Below are 19199 nucleotides of genomic sequence, written 5' to 3'. Positions count from 1 at the left end.
ATAGCGACATGCGCACCAAAATGATGCTGGATGCGCTTCGCGGTGCACCGAGTTGGTGCCTTAGATAGCTAAGGGGGCTTCCTGGTGCACTTTCGGTGCACTATATGTCATTGATAATAAAGTAAAAAACAGGATTTAAAGGTGAGGTGGTACGACCATTGCACCGTCATCGGGCAGTATTGTGTGGCGTGGCCAGACGGCGTCACCACGAACCATCGTCCGGGAGAGCCATGAGCGCGCAGACACTACAGGATGTGACCGATCGGCACGGCCATCGCTTTGACGCGGGACGGCGCTGGGAGGCGAGCCTGTCACTGGGCTTTCGCCATGATGGTGCAGCGACTCGATTGCACCGAGTGGACCACCGTGGCCCCTTGAGGGTGCAGCGACCCTTTTACCCCGAAGGACGCGACGGCACCTGCCACGTCTACCTGTTGCATCCACCGGGCGGGCTGGTCAGCGGTGATGCGCTGGACATTCAAGCACGGGTGGCAAGCGGTGCCAGCGCACTACTCACGACCCCTGCCGCTAACAAGCTGTATCGGGCGGACAGCAACGAGGTGAGCTGGTCCCAGCGCACCCGGCTGGTGGTCGAGCCCGGCGCCAGCCTCGAGTGGTTGCCTCAGGAAACCATTGCCTTCGATGGCTCTCGTGGGCGCCAATCTACCGAGATCGAGTTGCACGGGGACGCGCGCTGCCTGGGTTGGGAGGTGCTCGCCCTGGGCCGGCCTGCCAGTGACCTGCCGTTTGCCAGCGGCTACCTGGAACAGAGCTTCAGGTTAGCCCGAGATGGCCAGCCGCTGTGGATCGAGCGTCAGCCGCTTGATCCGCTTCACCGCCGCTTCAGCGGCGCCTGGGGCCAGCGTGGCTGCAGCGTTCAGGCCACCCTTTGGGCCGTAGGCTTGGACGATGGCGCGGCAGCGGTGGAGGTGCTGCGTGAACAGCTGGCGGGCCGACGGGGACGCACCGACGATGTCGTCGATCTGTCTTCACCCTCGATGATGCAACAGCCATGGGCGGTCACTCTGCGTGACGGCGTATTGCTGCTGCGCTATCTCGGGCACTCGCGGCATGAAGCTTGGACGCTGTGTGAGGCTGCCTGGAAACTGCTAAGACCGATGTTGCTGGAGCGCACGGCCTGTCCGCCGCGCATCTGGTTCACCTGACTCCACGCCGACCGTCGTCTAGCGAGCGTCGTGTCGTCTGACCTTGAGGAAGTAACGATGGAGCTGACACCGAGAGACAAGGACAAGCTGCTGCTGTTTACCGCGGGGTTAGTAGCAGAACGGCGAAGGGCCAAGGGCCTGAAGCTCAACTATCCCGAGGCGGTCGCGTTGATCAGCTGCGAGATCATGGAGGGGGCCCGTGAGGGGCGCAGCGTCGCCGAGATGATGAGCTACGGCAAACAGATCCTGGGCCGTGACGATGTCATGGAGGGCGTTGCCGACATGGTCGACGAAGTTCAGGTCGAAGCCACCTTTCCTGACGGCACGAAGCTGGTGACCGTCCATCATCCGATTACCTGAACGGATGCCTGCTCAGTGTCGTCTGCCGCAGCGGCTTGCAGCAGCGACATGGGAGTAGACCGTTGCCAACGGACCATCAGAGGGCGAGGCATGATACCCGGAGAATACCAACTCAAGGACGGCGAGATCGCACTGTGTGAAGGGCGCGAGCGGGTGACCATCGAGGTGGCCAACCGTGGCGACCGGCCGATCCAGGTCGGCTCGCACTACCATTTCGCCGAGACCAATCCCGCGCTCTTGTTTGACCGCGTCAAGGCGCGTGGCTTCAGGCTGGATGTTGCTGCCGGCAGCGCCGTGCGTTTCGAGCCGGGCCAGACCCGTGAGGTCACCCTGGTCAGCTTTGCTGGCACTCGTCACATCTATGGCTTTCGTGGCGAGGTCATGGGGCCTTTGGGTACTGCATCGGATGTTCAGGGAGACCCGTCATGAAGATCAGTCGTCAAGCCTACGCCGACATCTACGGGCCCACCGTGGGCGACCGGGTGCGCCTGGGGGATACCGAGCTGTGGATCGAGGTCGAGCAGGATGCGACCCACTACGGTGATGAGGTCAAGTTCGGCGGTGGCAAGGTGATCCGTGATGGCATGGGGCAAAGCCAGCGTGTCGATGACGCGGTGATGGATACGGTGATCACCAACGCGCTGATTCTCGACTGGTGGGGCATCGTCAAGGCCGACGTCGGGCTGCAGGCGGGCAGAATCGCTGCCATCGGCAAGGCCGGTAATCCGGATACCCAACCGGATGTCACCATCGTCATCGGGCCGGGGACAGAGGTCATCGCAGGGGAAGGCAAGATCCTTACGGCGGGTGCCATCGATGCCCACGTGCATTTCATTTGTCCTCAATTGGTGGATGAGGCCCTGGCCAGCGGCATCACCACCATGCTGGGAGGCGGCACCGGGCCTGCAACCGGCTCCAATGCCACCACCTGCACGCCTGGCGCCTGGCACATTCATCACATGCTCAAGGCCTGCGACAGCCTGCCGATGAACATCGGCCTGCTGGGCAAGGGCAACGCCAGCCTGCCCGAGGCGCTTGAAGCTCAGATCGAGGCAGGCGCCATGGGGCTCAAGCTGCACGAAGACTGGGGGACCACGCCTGCGTCCATCGACACCTGTCTAAGCGTTGCCGAGCGCTATGACGTGCAGATCGCGATCCACACCGACACCCTCAACGAGTCGGGGTTTGTCGAGGATACGCTGGCCGCCTTCAAGGAACGGGGCATCCACACCTATCACACCGAGGGAGCGGGTGGCGGGCACGCGCCGGATATCATCACCGCCTGCTCGAAAGAGTACGTGCTGCCATCCTCGACCAATCCCACCAGGCCCTACACGGTGAATACCGTCGATGAGCACCTGGACATGTTGATGGTGTGCCACCATCTGGACCCGAATATTCCCGAAGACGTGGCCTTTGCTGATTCGCGTATTCGTCGGGAGACCATCGCCGCCGAAGACATCCTGCAGGACATGGGGGTGATCTCGATGATCGCCTCTGACTCACAGGCCATGGGGCGTGTAGGCGAGGTGGTATGCCGTACCTGGCAGACGGCCCACAAGATGAAGGTCCAGCGCGGGTTGCTGCCCGAGGATGAGGCGTGCGGTGCAGACAATCTTCGCGCTCGGCGCTACATCGCCAAATACACCATCAATCCGGCAATCACCCATGGTATGGCCGAAGAAATCGGGTCGGTCGAGGTGGGCAAGCTGGCGGATCTGGTGCTCTGGGATCCGGCGTTCTTCGGGGTCAAGCCTGCTCTGGTTCTCAAGGGCGGAATGATCGCCATGGCGCCCATGGGGGACCCCAACGCTTCGATTCCGACGCCACAGCCGGTGCACTATCGGCCGATGTTCGGTGCGCTGGGGCAAGCGGCTGCGGCGACGCGAGTGAGCTTTGTGTCCCAGGCAGCGCTGGACTCAGGACTCAAGGAGTCACTGGGTTTGGCCAGCCGGCTGGTGGCATGTCGCAACGTGCGCGGCATCCGCAAGCGCGACATGAAACTGAATGATCGCTGCCCCGACCTCAAGGTTGACGCCCAGACCTATGAGGTGACCTGTGATGGCGAGCTTTTGACCTGCGAGCCGCTGGACGTACTGCCCCTTGCACAGCGCTACCACCTGTTCTAGGGCGTGTCTGAAAAGTGCCTGCGCTCGTCGACTTTTCGCACAAACCCTAGGGCTGCCCGTGGGGTGAGGTGGTGGAAATAGGGAGAACCGCAAGTCGCGGCCGCACTACATTTTAGGAGATATCGATGAGCACGTTGCTGTCATTGACACAGCGTCTTGGCCCGCTGGCGGAGGACCAAGCCGAAGACACGCTGACCCTGGCCTATGACGATCGTATCAAGGGACGCCTGAGGGTCACCTTGGATAGCGGGCGCGGAGCTGGACTGTTCCTGGAGCGCGGACCGGTGCTGCGCCATGGTGACGGACTGGCCAGCGACGATGGCGTGTGCGTGAGGGTAGTGGCGGCCCCAGAACCGGTAGTGAGTGCCTGGATTCTGCCTGGACCGCAATCGGACCTGGCCCTGGCGCGACTGTGCTATCACCTGGGAAACCGGCATGTGACGCTGGGCATCGGGTGCGGCGTTTTCCAGGGGCAGGAGTGCCGCTACGTGCGGATTGCCCCCGATCATGTGCTGGAAGAGCTCGCCGAGCGGCTGGGCGCCATCCTCGAGCGACACCAGGCCCCCTTCGATCCGGAGCCGGGCGCCTACACCATGGGCGGACATTCCCATGGGCACTCGCACGGGCACTCGCACGGGCACTCGCACCAGCATTCGCACGATCACTCGCACGATCACTCCCATGCGCACTCGCAGGCGCCTTCCGGCCAGTCTCAGGACCCGTCCAGGGAGCCGGTCTGATGTCCGCAATGGCGACGGCTTCCTCACCGGACCTTGCGCTAGGCGACTTGGCGCTGCTGGGCCTGTTGCAGCTCGTCAGCCCAGCCTTACCGATTGGGGCCTTCGCCTGGTCCCAGGGACTGGAAAGCGCGTTTGAGCTGGGTTGGGTCACCGACGAGTCCAGCCTGGGTGACTGGTTGGAGGGGGTACTGGAGGATGGCCTGGCGATGTGTGAACTGCCGGTGCTGATGCGCCAGATGACGGCCTGGCAGGCAGGCGATGCGTCCCTTGTTGCAGAGTGGGACCGCTGGCTCGCCGCAGTCCGCGAGACCCGTGAGCTATTGGAGGAAGATCGCCAGCTGGGGGCTTCCTTGACACGCCTGATGGGCAATCTTGGCCTGCTGCCCGAGACAGCGTTGCCTGCTGCGCCAGGCTATGTGACCGCCTTTGCGGCGCTGTCAGTGCAGCGCCGGGTGCTGCCGCACAGCGCCATGCTGGGGTTTGCCTGGGCCTGGCTTGAGAACCAGCTGGCAGCGGCCTGCAAGGCACTGCCCCTGGGGCATACCGCAGCACAGCGAATAGTAGAACGGCTGCGTCCGGCGCTGGTCCACGCGGTGGAGCGCGCCGAGGCGCTGCGAGATGACGAGCTCGGTCCGGCATTGCCTGGCGTCGCGCTTGCCAGCAGCCTGCACGAGACCCAGTACTCGCGCCTGTTTCGCAGCTAAGCAAGCCCTTGCCCAGCGCTATGGCTTGACGACATGAAAGACAAGGTATCGACGTCATGACCGAACGTCGCCCTTACCATCATCCTGGCCCCGAGCGTGGGCCAGGCACGACCGCCAGGAGAAGGCCATGACCAGCACTACGACTCCCTCCCAATGTCTACGCGTCGGTGTCGGCGGTCCAGTGGGTTCCGGCAAGACCGCATTGCTCAGGCAGCTCTGTCGAGCGCTACGAGATCATTACGATATCGCCGTGGTGACCAATGATATCTACACCAAGGAAGATGCGGACTTCCTGACCCGCAATGAGGCGCTGTCGCCCGATCGCATTCTCGGGGTCGAGACTGGTGGCTGTCCGCATACCGCGATACGTGAGGATGCCTCGATGAATCTGGCGGCCATCGATGATCTCCATAAGCGTCATCCGGGGCTCGAGCTGGTACTGGTGGAGTCCGGAGGCGATAACCTGTCGGCGACTTTCAGCCCGGAGCTGTCTGACCTCACGCTGTACGTCATCGATGTGTCGGCGGGGGACAAGATTCCGCGCAAGGGTGGTCCTGGGATTACCAAGTCCGATCTCTTGATCATCAACAAGATCGACATCGCTGAGCAGGTGCATGCTTCTCTGGACGTTATGGAGCGTGATTCTCGCAAGATGCGAGGAGATCGACCATTTGTCTTTGCCAACCTGTACGACGGGGTCGGTCTAGAGACCATTATCAGTTTTATACTCGAGCGGGGCATGCTGCCCGATCGTCGTACCGAGGCGGTCCAAGCCTGAGCGTTCCGCAAGGGAATATGGCCGCGCCTGGCGTGGCGTCTTTTGTCTGCAAGGAGTTTGTCATGACACAGCGCATCACTGCGTCTCATGTTGTTCCGGCGGTGGCCGCCCTGGGTTTGAGCCTGGCCGCGCCGGTGGTGTTTGCACATCCCGGTCATGGGGTAGAGCACGGTGGTCTTGCCAGCGGTTTGATGCATCCCTGGCTTGGGCTTGACCATTTGCTGGCCATGGCAGCCATCGGCCTGTGGAGTCTTGGGCAGGGCACCAGCATGCGTCGACTGACGCCGCTGCTGGCGCTGGTGGGTATGCTGGTGGGGGCTGGTATCGCCCTGGCCGGCTGGGTCTCTCCGTCGCTGCTTCCGGGGGTCGAGAGCGGCATCGCCATGTCGGTGCTGGTGGCTGGTGTGATGACAGCGGCGCTGCTGCGTTTACCGACAGCGTTAGGCGGCGTGCTGGTGGTGGCGGTGATGGCGCTGCACGGCATCGCCCACGGCGCCGAGATGCCGGCCGCCGCGTCTGTGGTGGGCTATGTCATCGGGTTCTCGATCTCGACGTTGGCGATTACCTTGCTGGCACGCTCGCTGGGTGGCTGGCTGGCCGCGCGCGAACAGCGCCTGCTGCGCGCGCTGGGTGCCGTTATTGCCCTGTGCGGTGGGATCCTGGCCATGAGTTGAGGCCGCCGCGGGGTACGCCCGCTGGTGTGACTCAGGGACCGCGCCCGGCTTCGTGCCGGGCGCTTCCGTTGTTGCGCGGGGTTTTACGCTATCATCGGCGCCACTCGACCAACGAAAAGGAAGCGCCATGGGATGGCTGGGTAAAGCACTGAAAGGAAGCCTGCTGGTGGTGTTGCTGGCGTGGCCAGGCATGGCCATCTGGCAAAGCGTCAAGCCGCTGCCCAGCGACGTGGGCAAGGCGTGGCCGATGCGCTCGGTCGAGCGGGTGTCGTTGCTTGCCGATCGCACCTGGTACGACCGGCGGGGACAACAGCAGCTGGATCAGCAGATCTTCGACGAGGCGGTGTCGATGATCGGCGAGGCCCGCCGCCTGATCGTGATGGACATGTTCCTGTTCAATCGCCTGGAGGGCCAGGCGGGGGCGAGAAGCGCCCGTTTCAGGCCTATCGCCGAACGTCTGACGGATGCGTTGGTAGCGGCACGACAGCGTGATCCCGCGCCGCGTATCGTGGTGATCACCGATCCTCTCAATACCCTTTACGGGGGGCAGCAGGTGGCGCTCTACCAGCGCCTGGAAGACGCCGGGGTTGAGCTGGTCATGACTCGGCTCGATAGACTGCGCGCCTCCAACCCGCTGTGGTCCGGACTCTGGCATCTCGGCCTGCATCGTCTCGGCAACGATAGTGAAGGAGGCTGGTTGCCCAATGCGTTTGGCGGCGAGCCGGTGACGCTACGAAGCTATCTGGCGCTGCTCAACTTCCGTGCCAACCATCGCAAGACACTGACGGTCGATACGCCCCAAGGCTGGTCGACGCTGATTTCCACGGCAAATCCCCATGACGCCAGTAGCCTGCATTCCAATGTAGCGCTACGTATCGATGGTGCATTGGCCGGCGATGTGATCGCCTCGGAGGCTGAGGTAGCGTCATGGTCCGGCGTTGAGGTGGCCTTGCCCGATAGTCGAGAGACAGGACCAGGCAACGCTGACCGTCGCCAGTCGTCAGGCGCCGAGGCAAGACTGCTGACTGAGGGAGCCATCCGTGACGCCGTGCTGGCGCGTATCGAAGAGGCTTCCCCAGGCGACAGGCTCGATCTTGCCGCCTTCTACCTGGCCCATCGCGAGGTGATCGCGGGACTGAAACGCGCCGCGTCACGCGGCGCCACGGTGAGGGTGCTGCTGGACCCCAACCGCGAGGCATTCGGTTTCAGCAAGGGTGGGTTGCCCAACCAGCCCGTTGCCGAGGAACTGCTGGCCTCGGGGGTTCAGGTGCGTTGGTGTCTGACGTCGGGAGAACAATGTCACAGCAAGGTCGTGCTGCTACGCAAGGAGGCGACGGCTGATCCGTCTGCACGCGATGCGGTCATTCTTGGCTCCGCCAATCTGACCCGGCGCAACCTGGATAACCTTAATCTCGAAAGCAGTGTCGAGGTAACAGGTCGGGAGCTGCCGGTGATCGATGCCCTGGGGCAATGGTTCGACCTGCGCTGGGAGTCGCCTCCCCATCACCGGGCAAGCCGCGCCTGGAGCGAGCGGGACGCCAGTGGTCGGCTGGCAGCGTGGCGCTATCGTGTGATGGAAGCCACCGGCCTGTCGACCTTCTGAGCGACGCGGAGCCGGGAGCTTGGCGGGCTAACGCGGGCGGGGTGAGACGCGTTGGCGCCGCAACTTGACAGTTTTGACCAGCGTGCCCATGTTTTGCACGGTTGGCCCGGTATGTCGCCTGTGCCTTGGGCCGCGTTCCCCCTGGAGGCTGTCTGCCACGTCCGGCCGGCGTGGCGACGATGTCATTGAGTGAAAATTGGCACAAGGAGTGCTCAAGCAATGGACAAGGTTTGGCTGGTGGTGAAGGTGGTGATTCTGGCGCTGGTGGCCATTGTGGTGGTGCAGAACATCGACATGGTGCAGGTGAATCTGCTTGGCTGGACGATCGCGATGCCGATGGCCTTGCTGGTCGTGGTGATCTATCTGCTGGGCATGGTCAGCGGCCGGGGTCTGATGGGGCTGATTCGTCGCTTGAAGGGCAAGGAGACCCATCGGCATTGACCGCTGACGCGGTGGCCAGACGCCGGCGTGGATCCTGGTGCCATGCCAGTCCTAGCCGGCAGTTGTGTTCGAGTTCGGCGATGACCTGGGCGCCCAGCAGAAGAATGACGGCGCCTATCTCCAGGCTCAAGAGGACCACGATCAGCGTGGCCAGCGGGCCATAAACGGCACTGACCAGCGACAGGTTGGCGAAATAGTAGACCAGCGCGATCCTGACGCCTTCCCACATCAAGGCGGCGGCAAACCCGCCCGCCAGCGCCCGCCTGAGCGATATTCGCACCACCGGCAGAACCTTGTAGATGGCGCTGAAGAGCAGGAAAACCCCGAGAAAGCTGGTCAGGTTGAGGGCAGTGTCCGACAGAGATGCCAGCGGCAGTTCCTTGCCATTGATCGCCATCCAGAGACCGTTCAAGGTGTTAGCCAGGCTGACTGCCATGGCCAACGCCAGCAGCGCAGCGCTGAGTACCAGCATGAACGCATAGGGCAGCAGAAAGGAGACCCACAGGCTGCGGCTATCCTTGACGTCGGGTTTGCGGAAGATCAGTGCCAACGCGTCTTCCAGCATGCGAAAGGCAAAGGAACTGAACAGCAGCAGCACCGGGATACCGTAGATCCCGATCGCATCCCGCGAGTCGAGCAGCGCACGCACGGACTCCAGCATGACCTCGGCGTGGGTCGGGGCAATGTGGCGCGCCTGCAGGGTGATGACATTGATCAGCTGATCTTCGTCCACCACCTGGGCCATGGCGACCACCATCAGAGCGAACAGTGGAATGGTCGACAGCAGGATATTGAAGCCAACACCGCCGGCCAGCAGCATCCCCCGGTTATGCAGGAACTGGCTCAAGACCCGCCACATGAACAAAGCCAGTCGGGGCAGCAGGGTGAACATGGCGTGTTGATACCAGCGTGGTGCGGTCATGGGCCCAAATCGTCCTTGAGGGATAAGGCATGATACGCTCGGACGCACCATTAGCGTCAAACGCGCGGTGAATCCACTGCCGCGACGGCACCGGCATGGACGAAGGAGGTGCAGAGCATGCAATTGAGTCGACGCCTGTCGATCCCCTACAGCGATATCGTGATGACCGCGATACGTGCCCAGGGCGCCGGTGGTCAGAACGTCAACAAGGTAGCGTCAGCGATCCATCTGAGATTCGATATCGCCAGTTCGACGCTACCTGACGACGTCAAGGAGCGACTGCTGGCGCTTAACGACCACCGCATCACCCAGGACGGCGTGGTCATCATCAAGGCGCAGTCCGAACGCACCCAGGAAGCCAATCGAGCGGCGGCACTGGCACGCCTGCAGTCGCTGTTGCAGCAAGGTCTGGTAGTGCCCAAGGCGAGGCGGCCGACCAAGCCGAGCAAGGCGGCCAAACGACGTCGGCTCGAGGGCAAGAAGCAACGCGGCAAGGTCAAGGCCCTGCGTGCCAGACCGGATAGCTAGTCGCCATGCTGGGGCGAGCCATCGCTAGAGGACGCAACAGGGGGAACCGCTGGGCCGGCCAGCAGTCAAAGCCGAGGCAGGCGGTGGCGGTTAGAGCCCGCAGGAGTCAGGCCCAGGAGTAGTGTTTGATAATGCTTGCTAAGGCCTACTTTCGCCAATGGCTGCCCCTGACGTTGTAGCCCACTGGCAGTATGCTGTGACTAGCTGGACCAGCGTTCCGGCGGGCATCGCGAAGGGCCTGGTGAAGAACATGGCGAAGGCCTGGTGAAGAACATGGCGAAGGGCATTGCGAAGGACAGCGCGACGCAAGAGTAACGGCACAAGAAAGGATCGCTGCCACGGCGCAGGCGTGTGGCGTGGCGCGATAAGATATAACGGACGCGAATCATTGCACCCCCAGGGAGACCCCGAATGGAAGAGATCAACCCCGACAAGGACAATAATACCGAGCAACATGGCCGTGGTAGCGAGACTCAGCCTGCACCCGCCTCTTCAGGTGGCTCTGGCTTGTTCTCGGATCATCGGGTGAAGGGCATTGCAGCGGTAGCGGGTGTGAGCTTGATCTGGGCCATCGGTGCCCAGTTGAGTGCCAGCTCCAATAATGAGGCTCGCACCGCGCTCTCCAAGGAGCTAGAAGCGAGCGAGTCTCGCGTTCAGACCCTGCGCGAGCAGGTAGCAGGATTGGAAGAGAGCCAAGAGACCCTGTCCGCTCAGCGTGACGAGCTGGAAAGCCAGGTGGCGCAGTGGCAGGAAGCGGAGACCTCGCTTGAGGAGTTGCGCGGACAGCTGGCGACGCTGAAGGAACAGGAGCAGGCCGCCCGCTCTGCTCGCGCCAGCGCCGAGGAACAGGCCGCCCAGGTGGAAGCGGACCTCAAGGAATTGGAAGCCACCCAAGCCGCATTGGAATCCGATCTGGTGGCCGCTCGCAACCGGCTGGAAGAAGCCCAGAGCGAGCAGCAGTCACTGATCGAACAGCGAGATACCCTCAAGGCCGAGTCAGAGTCGCTGACCAGTGACATCGATGACGCCGAAAAGCGGCTTGCCGACCTGAGCAGCAGCATCGAGGAAAAACAGACGTCTGTGGGCGATCTCGAACAGCAGGTGGCACGGCTGGAGACCGAGCAGCAGGAGGCTCAGCAGCAAGCCGAGCAGGCTCAGTCCCGCCTCGAACAGATTCTTGCCGAGAACGCCGAAGCGCGCGAGCAGTCCGAGGCCCGCGTACGTCAGGCCGAGGCCCGCGCCGAAGAGGCGGTGGCCCGTCGCGACGAACTGTTTGCCAAGGTCAAGGAGCTCGAAGCGCGAGCCGAAGAGCGCCGCCAGCGCTTGGCGCGCCTTAATGGACAGCTGGATACCTGGCGCATCGAGCTGGAAAACCTGGATCGTGCTACCGCTGAGGCGGCCGGTCACTCCAGCTCCTCCGCGCAGAACGGAGGTAGCACTGGGTCGGTCGAGGTCATCCGCAGCGGCCAGGGGGATGGCCAGCGCCCGACTTCCGTCGCTGATGGGGCCTCGGTCAATGGCGACGACAGCGCCTCACCCACCGGTTCGGCTGCCGATCCGGCCAGCCAGAGCGACACCGAGTCGTCCGGTGAGAGCGCGGCAGCCGCCAGCGAGCAAGGCTCTAATGAAAGCGCGGCGGACGACGAGGATGTGGCGTCGGCTGAAGCCACGGGCAAGCCCTCCAGCGACGAGGAGCAGTCCTCGCAGCAGAGCGCTGGTGCCGGTGCTGGTGAAGAAGGCACGGCCTCGGGTGCTGAGGAGAGCACGGCATCGGGCGCTGAAGAGAGCACGGCCTCGGGTGCAGAAGACAGCACCGCCGCGAGCGAGCAGACCTCCGAAACGGATGAAGCGTCCACCAACGGGTGGACGGATGAAGTCGCGGCAGGCGCCGCCGGTGCAGTGGAAACTGTAAAGGATGTCGCCCGCCAGGCCGCCGAGAAGGTGCGTGACGCCGCTTCCGCGGTAACAGGAGATGACGCCGCCGAGGATAGCCGTCAGTAACAACGATGGAGCGCAGTACCCGCAACGAGCGAGCCTACGGGCTCGCTCGTTGCGTAGTGGACGCCATTCATGCGTGATCCGGCTTAACCTCGCCCGTCGCTGCCTCTATACTGGCCCGGCGGGCTATCCGCACCCATCTGGTAACAGGAGCGAGACGTGATCGAAGGGGTCAAGCATATCGTCGCCGTGGCATCCGGCAAGGGTGGCGTAGGCAAGTCGACAGTGACCGTCAATCTGGCGCTGGCCATGGCCGCCGAGGGCTATCGTGTCGGCGTTCTCGATGCCGACATCTATGGACCGAGCCAGGCCCAGATGCTGGGTGTCGGTGAGGGTGTGCGGCCACAGGCGAGTGGGGAAAACCAGTTCCTGCCCCTCGAAGCTCACGGGCTCCAGGCGATGTCCATGGCCTTTATGGTGGATGTGCGCGAGCCGATGGTCTGGCGCGGACCCATGGTGGCTGGCGCCTTCCAGCAGATGCTCAACCAGACCCGCTGGAACGAACTGGATTACCTGTTCATCGACATGCCCCCGGGCACCGGCGACATCCAGCTGACACTGGCGCAGAAGGTGCCCGTCGATGGCGCCGTGATCGTTACCACGCCCCAGGACATTGCCCTGCTCGACGCGCGCAAGGGCATCGAGATGTTCCGCAAGGTCAAGGTGCCGGTGCTAGGCGTTGTCGAGAACATGAGCCTGCATACCTGCAGTCAGTGTGGCCATAGCGAGCCGGTCTTTGGTGAAGGCGGTGGCGAACGGATCGCCGCAGAGTACGACACCCGAGTGCTGGGCCGGCTGCCACTTTCCCTGACGATTCGCGAGCAGGTGGACAGTGGGCGGCCGAGCGTGGTGGCAGAGCCTGAAGGCGAGGTCGCGACGTCCTTCCGTGAGATGGCTCGCCAGGTGGCAGAGCAGGTTGGTGCCCAGGGCGGTGATGATGGCCCGAGTATCAGCTTCAGCGACTAGAGCATCAGTCCCAGCGACACGAACGTAGCCTGGTGGCGCTGACCCGGGTCAAGCACCCACAGGGCAGGCGTGACTATTGCATCGTGACGTGGCATCGGGGGGCCGCTATCATGTGGCCCCACCGAACGCGTCCACTCTTTGAGCACCCAGCAGGAAGTCCCATGAGCATCAAGTCCGACAAATGGATCCGCCGCATGGCCGAAAACGAGGGCATGATCGAGCCCTTCGAGGCCGACCAGGTTCGCTACGTCAACGAACGGCGGGTCATCTCCTATGGGACCTCGAGCTACGGCTATGACGTTCGCTGCGCCGATGAATTCAAGGTGTTTACCAATATTCACTCGGCGGTGGTCGATCCCAAGGCCTTTGACGAAAAGAGCTTTGTCGACGTCAAGGGTGACGTCTGCGTGATTCCGCCGAACTCCTTCGCGCTGGCGCGCACCGTTGAGTACTTCCGCATCCCGCGCAGCGTGTTGACCATCTGCCTGGGCAAGTCGACCTACGCCCGCTGTGGCATTATCGTCAACGTGACCCCGCTGGAGCCCGAGTGGGAAGGCCACGTGACCCTGGAATTTTCCAACACCACCAACCTGCCGGCCAAGATCTACGCCAACGAAGGCGTGGCGCAGATGCTGTTCCTCGAGTCCGACGAGGTGTGTGCCACCTCCTACGCGGATCGTGGCGGCAAGTACATGGGACAGCGCGGCGTCACCCTGCCGCGTACCTGATGGCTGAAGAGCGCTAGCCCTCGGTAGGGGGTATCAGCGCTGGGTAGCGAAAAAAGCCCGCTGACCATGTCAGCGGGCTTTTTCGACTGCAGCTCGTGGCGCCAGACAGCGTGGGCGCTGACGGAGTTGGCGTCCGGCAAGCTTATGGCGTGGCGCTGTTACTCATCCTCGTCCAGCTCTTCGGCGGCATCCTCATGAGACAGGCGCATGCCCCCTGGCGGCAGAGGCTGGCCGTCGATGGTGGCAATGTCGCCCTCGAGGCGTAGCCGTCCCTCCAGGAACCAGCGTACCGCGATTGGGAAGATCAGGTGTTCACGGCTGAGCACACGCTCTTTCAGCCTGGCTTCATCATCATCGGCCTGCACCTTGACCGCCGCCTGGATAGCCACCGGTCCACCGTCCAGCTCTTCGGTCACGAAGTGCACGCTGCAGCCGTGCTCGGCAACGCCGTCGGCCAGCGCGCGGGCATGGGTGTGCAGTCCCTGATAGGCAGGCAGCAGGGAGGGATGGATATTGAGCATCCGGCCCAGGAAGCGCTGCACAAAGCGCGGCGTCAGGATCCGCATGAAGCCTGCCAGTACCACCAGGTCAGGCTCATGCCGCTCGATCACCTTGATCAGCGCACCATCAAAGGCATCGCGGCTTTCGTACTCGCGATGGGGCAGCGCGACGGCGTCGATGCCTGCGTCCCGAGCCCGCTTGAGACCATGGGCATCGGCAACATTGGAGACGACTGCGACGATCTCGCCGCCCAGCTCATCGTGGGTCTGTGCATCGATCAGTGCCTGAAGATTGCTGCCGCCGCCGGAAATCAGCACGACGACTCTGGGCAGGGAGGCCTGCTCGGGAGTGAAACCGTTCAGCTCTCCATCGTTGACGCCGTCACTCATGACCCGGACTGCTCCAGCTGTACCTGCTCCTCATCACCCTGGCGCTCGGCGATGACACCGATACGGTGCACGCCTTCACCCTGGGCCTGCAGATGGGCTCTGATCTGGTCGGCCTGTGCCTCAGGCACCACCAGAACCATGCCAATGCCGCAGTTCAACACGCGGTGCATTTCATGTTCGTCGACGTTGCCCTGCTGCTGCAGCCAGTCAAACACGGCGGGGCGCTGCCAGCGGCTGGTGTCGACATGGGCCGTCAGGTGCTCCGGCAGCACGCGGGGCAAGTTCTCGAGCAGGCCACCGCCGGTAATATGCGACAGCGCATGGACCTGATAGTCGTCATGACGCAGCAGCTCCAGCAGCGGCTTGACGTAGATCCGGGTGGGGGCCATCAGGGCATCACCCAGCGGCTGACCGTCGATGTCGGTGTCGAGCTTGGCTCCAGAGACTTCCAGAATCTTGCGGATCAGTGAGTAACCGTTGGAGTGCGGGCCAGAGGAGGTCAAGCCAAGCAGGACATCACCCGCGCCGACCTTGGAGCCGTCGATGATCTCGTCCTTTTCCACGACGCCCACGCAGAAGCCGGCCAGGTCGTAGTCGCTGCCTTCATACATGCCTGGCATCTCTGCGGTTTCACCACCCACCAGGGCACAGCCCGCCTGCTCGCAGCCGGCGCCGATGCCCGTCACCACGTCGGCAGCAATGTCGACGTCAAGCTTGCCGGTGGCGTAATAGTCGAGAAACAGCAGGGGTTCTGCTCCCGCCACCACCAGGTCGTTGACACACATGGCGACCAGGTCAATGCCGATGGTGTCGTGGCGACCGAGGTCCATGGCCAGTCTCAGCTTGGTGCCGACGCCGTCGGTGCCGGACACAAGAACAGGCTCGCGGTAGCCGGTGGGCAGCTGGCACAGCGCGCCGAAGCCACCGAGACCGCCCATCACCTCGGGGCGAGTGGTGCGTTTGGCCACACCCTTGATGCGGTCAACCAGAGCGTTGCCAGCGTCGATATCTACGCCGGCATCCTTGTAGCTGAGCGAGGCTTTCTTGGAAGAGGAGGAGTCGGTCATGACAGATCCTGTGGAGTCGGTCGACCCGCGGGCGTGGTGCGCACCACCGGGCGAACGTGAGACAATGGGCACGTTGGGGGCGAGGATTGTAGCACTGTGCACCGTCCGTCGCAGCCATGATGCATGGCCGGCCCGTCATCACATGGAAACGTGGTCTCTTGGGGAACAGCGAATGAACAAGCAGTGGTGGATCGTCGTCGCCGTCGCAGCTGCCGTACTGTGGTTTTTTGTGAGTATCGAACCGGTGCTGGCGCCGTTCTTTGTCAGCATGGTGCTGGCCTATCTGGGGGACCCGATTGCCGATCGCCTGGAAGATCGCGGGTTGTCGCGGCAGTGGTCGGTGGCGGTCGTGTTTGTGCTGCTGACCCTGCTGGTGGGATTGACCCTGCTGCTGGTAGTGCCGCTGCTCGGGCGGCAGATTGGTCAGTTGGCCGAGGCTCTGCCGGCGATCCTGAACTGGGTTCAGAGCACGGTACTGCCTCAGCTCCAATCCTGGACCGGTCTCGACCTGAGCACCGACTTCGATCAGCTGCGCCAGGCGCTGCTGGCCAATTGGAAAGAAACCGGCACCCTGGCCGCCAGTGTGCTGGCACAGGTGTCTCGCTCCGGCTTGGTGTTGGCCGGGTGGCTGGCCAACCTGGCCTTGATACCGGTGGTGACCTTCTACCTGCTGTTGGACTGGGACGTGCTGGTAGGCAAGGTGCGGCGCCTGCTTCCGCGACAGTGGGAGCCCACCGCCGTGCGCTTGGCCAAGGAGTGTGACGAGGTGCTGGCGGCGTTTCTGCGCGGGCAGTTGATCGTCATGCTGTGCCTGGGGGTGATCTACGCGGTAGGCCTGACCCTTCTGGGTGTGCGTTTTGGCCTGTTGATCGGCCTGCTGTCGGGGCTGGCCAGTATCGTTCCGTACCTGGGCGTCATCGTCGGCATCACGGTGGCTGGCGTGGTGGCATTTTTCCAGTTCGGCGACTGGTTGATTCTGTTGGGGGTGGCGCTGGTGTTCGGTTTCGGGCAGCTGGTAGAGAGTACGCTGCTGCAGCCAAAGCTGTTGGGCGACAAGATCGGTCTACATCCTGTGGCGGTCATCTTCGCGGTGCTTGCCGGTGGCCAGCTGTTTGGCTTTACCGGGGTGCTGCTGGCCTTGCCGGTGGCCGCCATGGTGATGGTCGTGCTGCGCTACCTGCATGAAACCTACAAGAACTCGTCGTTGTACGATGCCCATCAGCAGGGACGTGACGGCGCTCGCCAGCCCGCAGCCAATGCCGACGAGGACGTGCGATGAGCCGGTCTCCTGCACAGCTGCCCCTGGGGCTTGGGCTGCGTGATGATGCCACCTTCGAGAACTATCACGCGGGGGGTAACAGCCCCGTGGTCGAATGCCTGCGTCAGCAGTTCGAGGACGATGGGGAGTCGTTTCTGTATCTGTGGGGCGGCGAGGGGGTCGGGCGCAGCCACTTGCTCCAGGCGGCGTGCCATGAGGCTTCGGGCCGGGATTTCAGGACGCTGTATCTGCCCCTGGAAGAACTCGGGCACTTTCCTCCATTGATGCTGGAGGATATCGAGCGGCTCGACCTGCTGGCCATCGACGATCTGGACAGAGTGGTCGGGCGCAAGCGCTGGGAAGAGGCGTTATTTCATGCCTTCAATCGCCTGCGTGACAGCGGCAAGCGGCTGGTGATTGCGGCGGACAGGCCCCCCCGGCAGCTTGATGTCCAGCTGCCGGATCTTGCGTCACGGCTGACCTGGGGCATGACCTTCCACCTGCGACCCTTGTCCGACGAGGACCGCATGAGCGCTCTGACATTGCGAGCCCGGGTGAGGGGCATGGAAATGCCCGGCGAAGTCGCGCGCTATATTCTGCACCGTGGTCCCCGCGAGCTTGGCGAGTTGTTTCGCTGTCTTGACGTGCTGGATAGCGCCTCTTTATCGGCGCAACGCAAGCTGACGATCCCTTTCGTCAAGCGCGCTCTGGATTGGTAGAGGCGGCAACCGGGTTGCCGCCGTCGACTTACCGACTCAACTGCACTTCACTGTGCCCGCCGTTGCTTAGCGAGACTTCCTTGATCACGATCTGGCGCATGCCGGTGGCGGGGTCCACCACCGTCCCGGAGGCGTAGAAGTCGCCAGGGGGAAGGTCTCGCAGCTGAAAGTAGCCATTGCCGTCAGTGCGCGTGGTGTGGGTGTACTCCCGCGCCCGCGGATCTGCGCGTTCCACCGCACGGCCTGCCAGCGCCTGGGCCGCCGCTTCGGCGGAATACTTGGTGATGGGAGCGAGCGAGACGGTCTCGTTGGCACCGATCACCGGTCCGGCGTCGGTGTTGAGCGTGAGGCGACCCGACAGCACCGCACTGCCGCTCTTGGGAAGCTTGGCGTAGACGTCCGCAGGGAAAGGAATCTCACGCGGGACCCGAGCCTGGTCGGCGGTGGGCTGGTCATCCCTCGGGCCTGGCTGCTCCACTGTCACATCCGGCTCGCCGATCTCGATCACGTCTGGGGCGCGAGTCGTGCCCGTCGTACTGATGCCCTGGCACCCGGTCAGCAGGGCGGCCAGCAGCATGACGGCCCATAGTGGGGTTGCGCGTGACAGCAGGGGGAATGCCTTCATGGCGAGGTCTCCTTTTCATGTCAGTAGGCCCTGTGCCCCATCAGCTTAACGCAAAGCGGCCCCCGATGGAGATCGGGGGCCGCTGATGAACGACTGGCGTCGTTCAGGCGAGTGCCGTTGCCGAATTACTTGGCGTTGGCGGTCGCCTTGGTAGCAGTGTCGGTAGACAGCGCCTTGACGCTTCCTGCAGATCCTGCAGATCCTGCAGATACAAGACGGCCCCCGATGGAGATCGGGGGCCGCTGATGAACGACTGGCGTCGTTCAGGCGAGTGCCGTTGCCGAATTACTTGGCGTTGGCGGTCGCCTTGGTAGCAGTGTCAGTGGCTGCCTTGACGTTGTCTTCGGCCAGCTTCTGGCTCTTGGAGACGAAGTCCTGCTGCAGGGCCACGACCTTCTCGGCGTCGCCTTTCATGCGCTCGGTCAGGTCCTTGGCGACCTTCTGCTGGCCTTCCATGTAGGAACGCAGGCCTTCTGCATCCTTGACGGAAGTGAAGGCGCGTGCCTGGGCCAGACCGGTCTCGGCGTAAGCCTTGGCAGCGTCCAGCTGAGCGCTGGCGAGCTTCTCGGCGAAGTCGACAGTCAGGTTGGCGTAGGCGCGAGCCGGACCGAAGAACAGAGTCTCGACTTGCTCGTTGTTGAACAGTGCTTTGGCGTCAAAAGTGCGCATCATCAGAACCTCCTGGGTTATCGAACTCACGCTAGGCCGGACCGTGGGAGTTGCCCTGTAGGTCGCTGCCTGGGTGTCTTCTGTTGCAGTGCACAATAGCAGAGCGTTTTGTGCATCGCAACATGTGTGTGGGCTGAGTCTGGCGATAGGTGCGGGAAAACGTGAAGTGGCACAGTGCATGTGTTTTAAGCCGACCGGACCGGGCATTTTGCCGCCAGCGCATGGGCACAACGA

At 63.1% G+C, this 19199-nt stretch carries 21 protein-coding genes; 16 read left to right on the top strand and 5 right to left on the bottom strand.

Going from position 1 to position 19199, the window contains the following annotated elements; genetic code table 11:
- The first annotated feature begins 230 nt into the window (after positions 1 to 230).
- From KUW18_RS10560 to KUW18_RS10515, 10 genes are all read left to right on the top strand, one after another.
- Positions 231 to 1166 (top strand): urease accessory protein UreD, encoded by a 936-nt coding sequence (locus KUW18_RS10560; RefSeq protein WP_222561376.1) that lies wholly within the window; start codon positions 231 to 233, stop codon positions 1164 to 1166.
- Between the two features lie 57 nt (positions 1167 to 1223).
- Positions 1224 to 1526 carry an urease subunit gamma gene (gene ureA, locus KUW18_RS10555; protein ID WP_206944647.1) on the top strand — a complete coding sequence of 101 codons (303 nt, stop codon included), beginning with the start codon at positions 1224 to 1226 and terminating at the stop codon, positions 1524 to 1526.
- A gap of 90 nt (positions 1527 to 1616) precedes the next feature.
- Positions 1617 to 1955 (top strand): urease subunit beta, encoded by a 339-nt coding sequence (locus tag KUW18_RS10550; protein ID WP_206944645.1) that lies wholly within the window; start codon positions 1617 to 1619, stop codon positions 1953 to 1955.
- Positions 1952 to 3655, top strand: a complete 1704-nt coding sequence (gene ureC / locus KUW18_RS10545; protein WP_206944636.1) for an urease subunit alpha — start codon at positions 1952 to 1954, stop codon at positions 3653 to 3655. Before KUW18_RS10550 ends, ureC begins: the two co-directional genes overlap by 4 nt.
- A 134-nt stretch (positions 3656 to 3789) precedes the next feature.
- On the top strand, positions 3790 to 4395 hold the full coding sequence (gene ureE / locus KUW18_RS10540) for an urease accessory protein UreE (RefSeq protein ID WP_222561510.1): 606 nt from the start codon (positions 3790 to 3792) through the stop codon (positions 4393 to 4395).
- Positions 4396 to 4403: 8 nt separating this feature from the next.
- Positions 4404 to 5099, top strand: a complete 696-nt coding sequence (locus KUW18_RS10535; RefSeq protein ID WP_222561509.1) for an urease accessory UreF family protein — start codon at positions 4404 to 4406, stop codon at positions 5097 to 5099.
- 127 nt (positions 5100 to 5226) lie between these two features.
- Positions 5227 to 5877 carry an urease accessory protein UreG gene (gene ureG, locus KUW18_RS10530; RefSeq protein WP_222561375.1) on the top strand — a complete coding sequence of 217 codons (651 nt, stop codon included), beginning with the start codon at positions 5227 to 5229 and terminating at the stop codon, positions 5875 to 5877.
- A gap of 62 nt (positions 5878 to 5939) precedes the next feature.
- On the top strand, positions 5940 to 6551 hold the full coding sequence (locus tag KUW18_RS10525) for a HupE/UreJ family protein (RefSeq protein WP_222561374.1): 612 nt from the start codon (positions 5940 to 5942) through the stop codon (positions 6549 to 6551).
- 127 nt (positions 6552 to 6678) lie between these two features.
- Positions 6679 to 8154, top strand: coding sequence for a phospholipase D-like domain-containing protein (locus KUW18_RS10520; protein WP_222561373.1), 1476 nt, complete (start codon positions 6679 to 6681; stop codon positions 8152 to 8154).
- Positions 8155 to 8373: 219 nt separating this feature from the next.
- Positions 8374 to 8595 (top strand): LapA family protein, encoded by a 222-nt coding sequence (locus KUW18_RS10515; RefSeq protein ID WP_206944627.1) that lies wholly within the window; start codon positions 8374 to 8376, stop codon positions 8593 to 8595.
- Here the strand turns inward: KUW18_RS10515 and KUW18_RS10510 are convergent.
- Positions 8531 to 9517 (bottom strand): YihY/virulence factor BrkB family protein, encoded by a 987-nt coding sequence (locus KUW18_RS10510; protein ID WP_222561372.1) that lies wholly within the window; start codon positions 9515 to 9517, stop codon positions 8531 to 8533. The genes KUW18_RS10515 and KUW18_RS10510 overlap by 65 nt on opposite strands.
- 117 nt (positions 9518 to 9634) lie before the next feature.
- Between KUW18_RS10510 and arfB the strand changes: the two genes are divergently transcribed.
- The 4 genes from arfB (at position 9635) to dcd (ending at position 13737) form a co-directional block, all read left to right on the top strand.
- A complete protein-coding gene (gene arfB / locus KUW18_RS10505) occupies positions 9635 to 10045 on the top strand; it encodes an alternative ribosome rescue aminoacyl-tRNA hydrolase ArfB (protein ID WP_222163347.1) in 411 nt (136 codons plus the stop codon).
- A 411-nt stretch (positions 10046 to 10456) separates the two neighbouring features.
- The gene (locus tag KUW18_RS10500; RefSeq protein WP_222486011.1) at positions 10457 to 12046 is read left to right on the top strand and encodes a hypothetical protein; all 1590 of its coding nucleotides are present in this window, start codon (positions 10457 to 10459) and stop codon (positions 12044 to 12046) included.
- A 159-nt stretch (positions 12047 to 12205) separates the two neighbouring features.
- A complete protein-coding gene (apbC, locus tag KUW18_RS10495) occupies positions 12206 to 13009 on the top strand; it encodes an iron-sulfur cluster carrier protein ApbC (RefSeq protein ID WP_206944767.1) in 804 nt (267 codons plus the stop codon).
- Positions 13010 to 13170: 161 nt separating this feature from the next.
- The gene (gene dcd / locus KUW18_RS10490; protein ID WP_206944619.1) at positions 13171 to 13737 is read left to right on the top strand and encodes a dCTP deaminase; all 567 of its coding nucleotides are present in this window, start codon (positions 13171 to 13173) and stop codon (positions 13735 to 13737) included.
- A gap of 158 nt (positions 13738 to 13895) precedes the next feature.
- Here dcd and purN read toward each other — a convergent pair whose 3' ends face one another.
- Entirely contained in the window at positions 13896 to 14627 is a 732-nt protein-coding gene (purN, locus tag KUW18_RS10485; protein ID WP_222239210.1) for a phosphoribosylglycinamide formyltransferase, read from the bottom strand.
- Entirely contained in the window at positions 14624 to 15694 is a 1071-nt protein-coding gene (gene purM / locus KUW18_RS10480) for a phosphoribosylformylglycinamidine cyclo-ligase (RefSeq protein WP_222163344.1), read from the bottom strand. The genes purN and purM overlap by 4 nt, the downstream gene beginning before the upstream one ends.
- 172 nt (positions 15695 to 15866) lie before the next feature.
- Here purM and KUW18_RS10475 point away from each other — a divergent pair, with 172 nt between their 5' ends.
- Complete coding sequence (locus KUW18_RS10475; protein WP_206944613.1) at positions 15867 to 16973, top strand: AI-2E family transporter; 1107 nt, start codon at positions 15867 to 15869, stop codon at positions 16971 to 16973.
- Entirely contained in the window at positions 16970 to 17671 is a 702-nt protein-coding gene (gene hda / locus KUW18_RS10470; RefSeq protein WP_206944611.1) for a DnaA regulatory inactivator Hda, read from the top strand. Before KUW18_RS10475 ends, hda begins: the two co-directional genes overlap by 4 nt.
- 28 nt (positions 17672 to 17699) lie before the next feature.
- On the opposite strand, the gene KUW18_RS10465 is transcribed toward hda, so the two are convergent.
- Both KUW18_RS10465 and KUW18_RS10460 read right to left on the bottom strand, forming a co-directional pair.
- Positions 17700 to 18296 carry a carboxypeptidase-like regulatory domain-containing protein gene (locus tag KUW18_RS10465; protein ID WP_224907534.1) on the bottom strand — a complete coding sequence of 199 codons (597 nt, stop codon included), beginning with the start codon at positions 18294 to 18296 and terminating at the stop codon, positions 17700 to 17702.
- Positions 18297 to 18581: 285 nt separating this feature from the next.
- A complete protein-coding gene (locus tag KUW18_RS10460; protein WP_206944765.1) occupies positions 18582 to 18965 on the bottom strand; it encodes a phasin family protein in 384 nt (127 codons plus the stop codon).
- Positions 18966 to 19199: the final 234 nt, after the last annotated feature.

This window comes from Halomonas sp. DP5Y7-2, from assembly GCF_019802025.1.
In the GTDB taxonomy this organism is placed as follows: Bacteria; Pseudomonadota; Gammaproteobacteria; order Pseudomonadales; family Halomonadaceae; genus Halomonas; species Halomonas litopenaei_A.
Note: the sequence above shows the minus strand (reverse complement) of the source record. Positions and strands in the feature narration are given on the sequence as shown.

Coding starts and splice junctions, on each gene's coding strand:
- KUW18_RS10560 (WP_222561376.1), top strand. CDS start 231: ATGAGCGCGCAGACACTACAGGATGTGACCGATCGGCACGGCCATCGC.
- ureA (WP_206944647.1), top strand. CDS start 1,224: ATGGAGCTGACACCGAGAGACAAGGACAAGCTGCTGCTGTTTACCGCG.
- KUW18_RS10550 (WP_206944645.1), top strand. CDS start 1,617: ATGATACCCGGAGAATACCAACTCAAGGACGGCGAGATCGCACTGTGT.
- ureC (WP_206944636.1), top strand. CDS start 1,952: ATGAAGATCAGTCGTCAAGCCTACGCCGACATCTACGGGCCCACCGTG.
- KUW18_RS10535 (WP_222561509.1), top strand. CDS start 4,404: ATGGCGACGGCTTCCTCACCGGACCTTGCGCTAGGCGACTTGGCGCTG.
- ureG (WP_222561375.1), top strand. CDS start 5,227: ATGACCAGCACTACGACTCCCTCCCAATGTCTACGCGTCGGTGTCGGC.
- KUW18_RS10525 (WP_222561374.1), top strand. CDS start 5,940: ATGACACAGCGCATCACTGCGTCTCATGTTGTTCCGGCGGTGGCCGCC.
- KUW18_RS10520 (WP_222561373.1), top strand. CDS start 6,679: ATGGGATGGCTGGGTAAAGCACTGAAAGGAAGCCTGCTGGTGGTGTTG.
- KUW18_RS10515 (WP_206944627.1), top strand. CDS start 8,374: ATGGACAAGGTTTGGCTGGTGGTGAAGGTGGTGATTCTGGCGCTGGTG.
- KUW18_RS10510 (WP_222561372.1), bottom strand. CDS start 9,517: ATGACCGCACCACGCTGGTATCAACACGCCATGTTCACCCTGCTGCCC.
- arfB (WP_222163347.1), top strand. CDS start 9,635: ATGCAATTGAGTCGACGCCTGTCGATCCCCTACAGCGATATCGTGATG.
- KUW18_RS10500 (WP_222486011.1), top strand. CDS start 10,457: ATGGAAGAGATCAACCCCGACAAGGACAATAATACCGAGCAACATGGC.
- dcd (WP_206944619.1), top strand. CDS start 13,171: ATGAGCATCAAGTCCGACAAATGGATCCGCCGCATGGCCGAAAACGAG.
- purN (WP_222239210.1), bottom strand. CDS start 14,627: ATGAGTGACGGCGTCAACGATGGAGAGCTGAACGGTTTCACTCCCGAG.
- purM (WP_222163344.1), bottom strand. CDS start 15,694: ATGACCGACTCCTCCTCTTCCAAGAAAGCCTCGCTCAGCTACAAGGAT.
- KUW18_RS10475 (WP_206944613.1), top strand. CDS start 15,867: ATGAACAAGCAGTGGTGGATCGTCGTCGCCGTCGCAGCTGCCGTACTG.
- hda (WP_206944611.1), top strand. CDS start 16,970: ATGAGCCGGTCTCCTGCACAGCTGCCCCTGGGGCTTGGGCTGCGTGAT.
- KUW18_RS10465 (WP_224907534.1), bottom strand. CDS start 18,296: ATGAAGGCATTCCCCCTGCTGTCACGCGCAACCCCACTATGGGCCGTC.
- KUW18_RS10460 (WP_206944765.1), bottom strand. CDS start 18,965: ATGCGCACTTTTGACGCCAAAGCACTGTTCAACAACGAGCAAGTCGAG.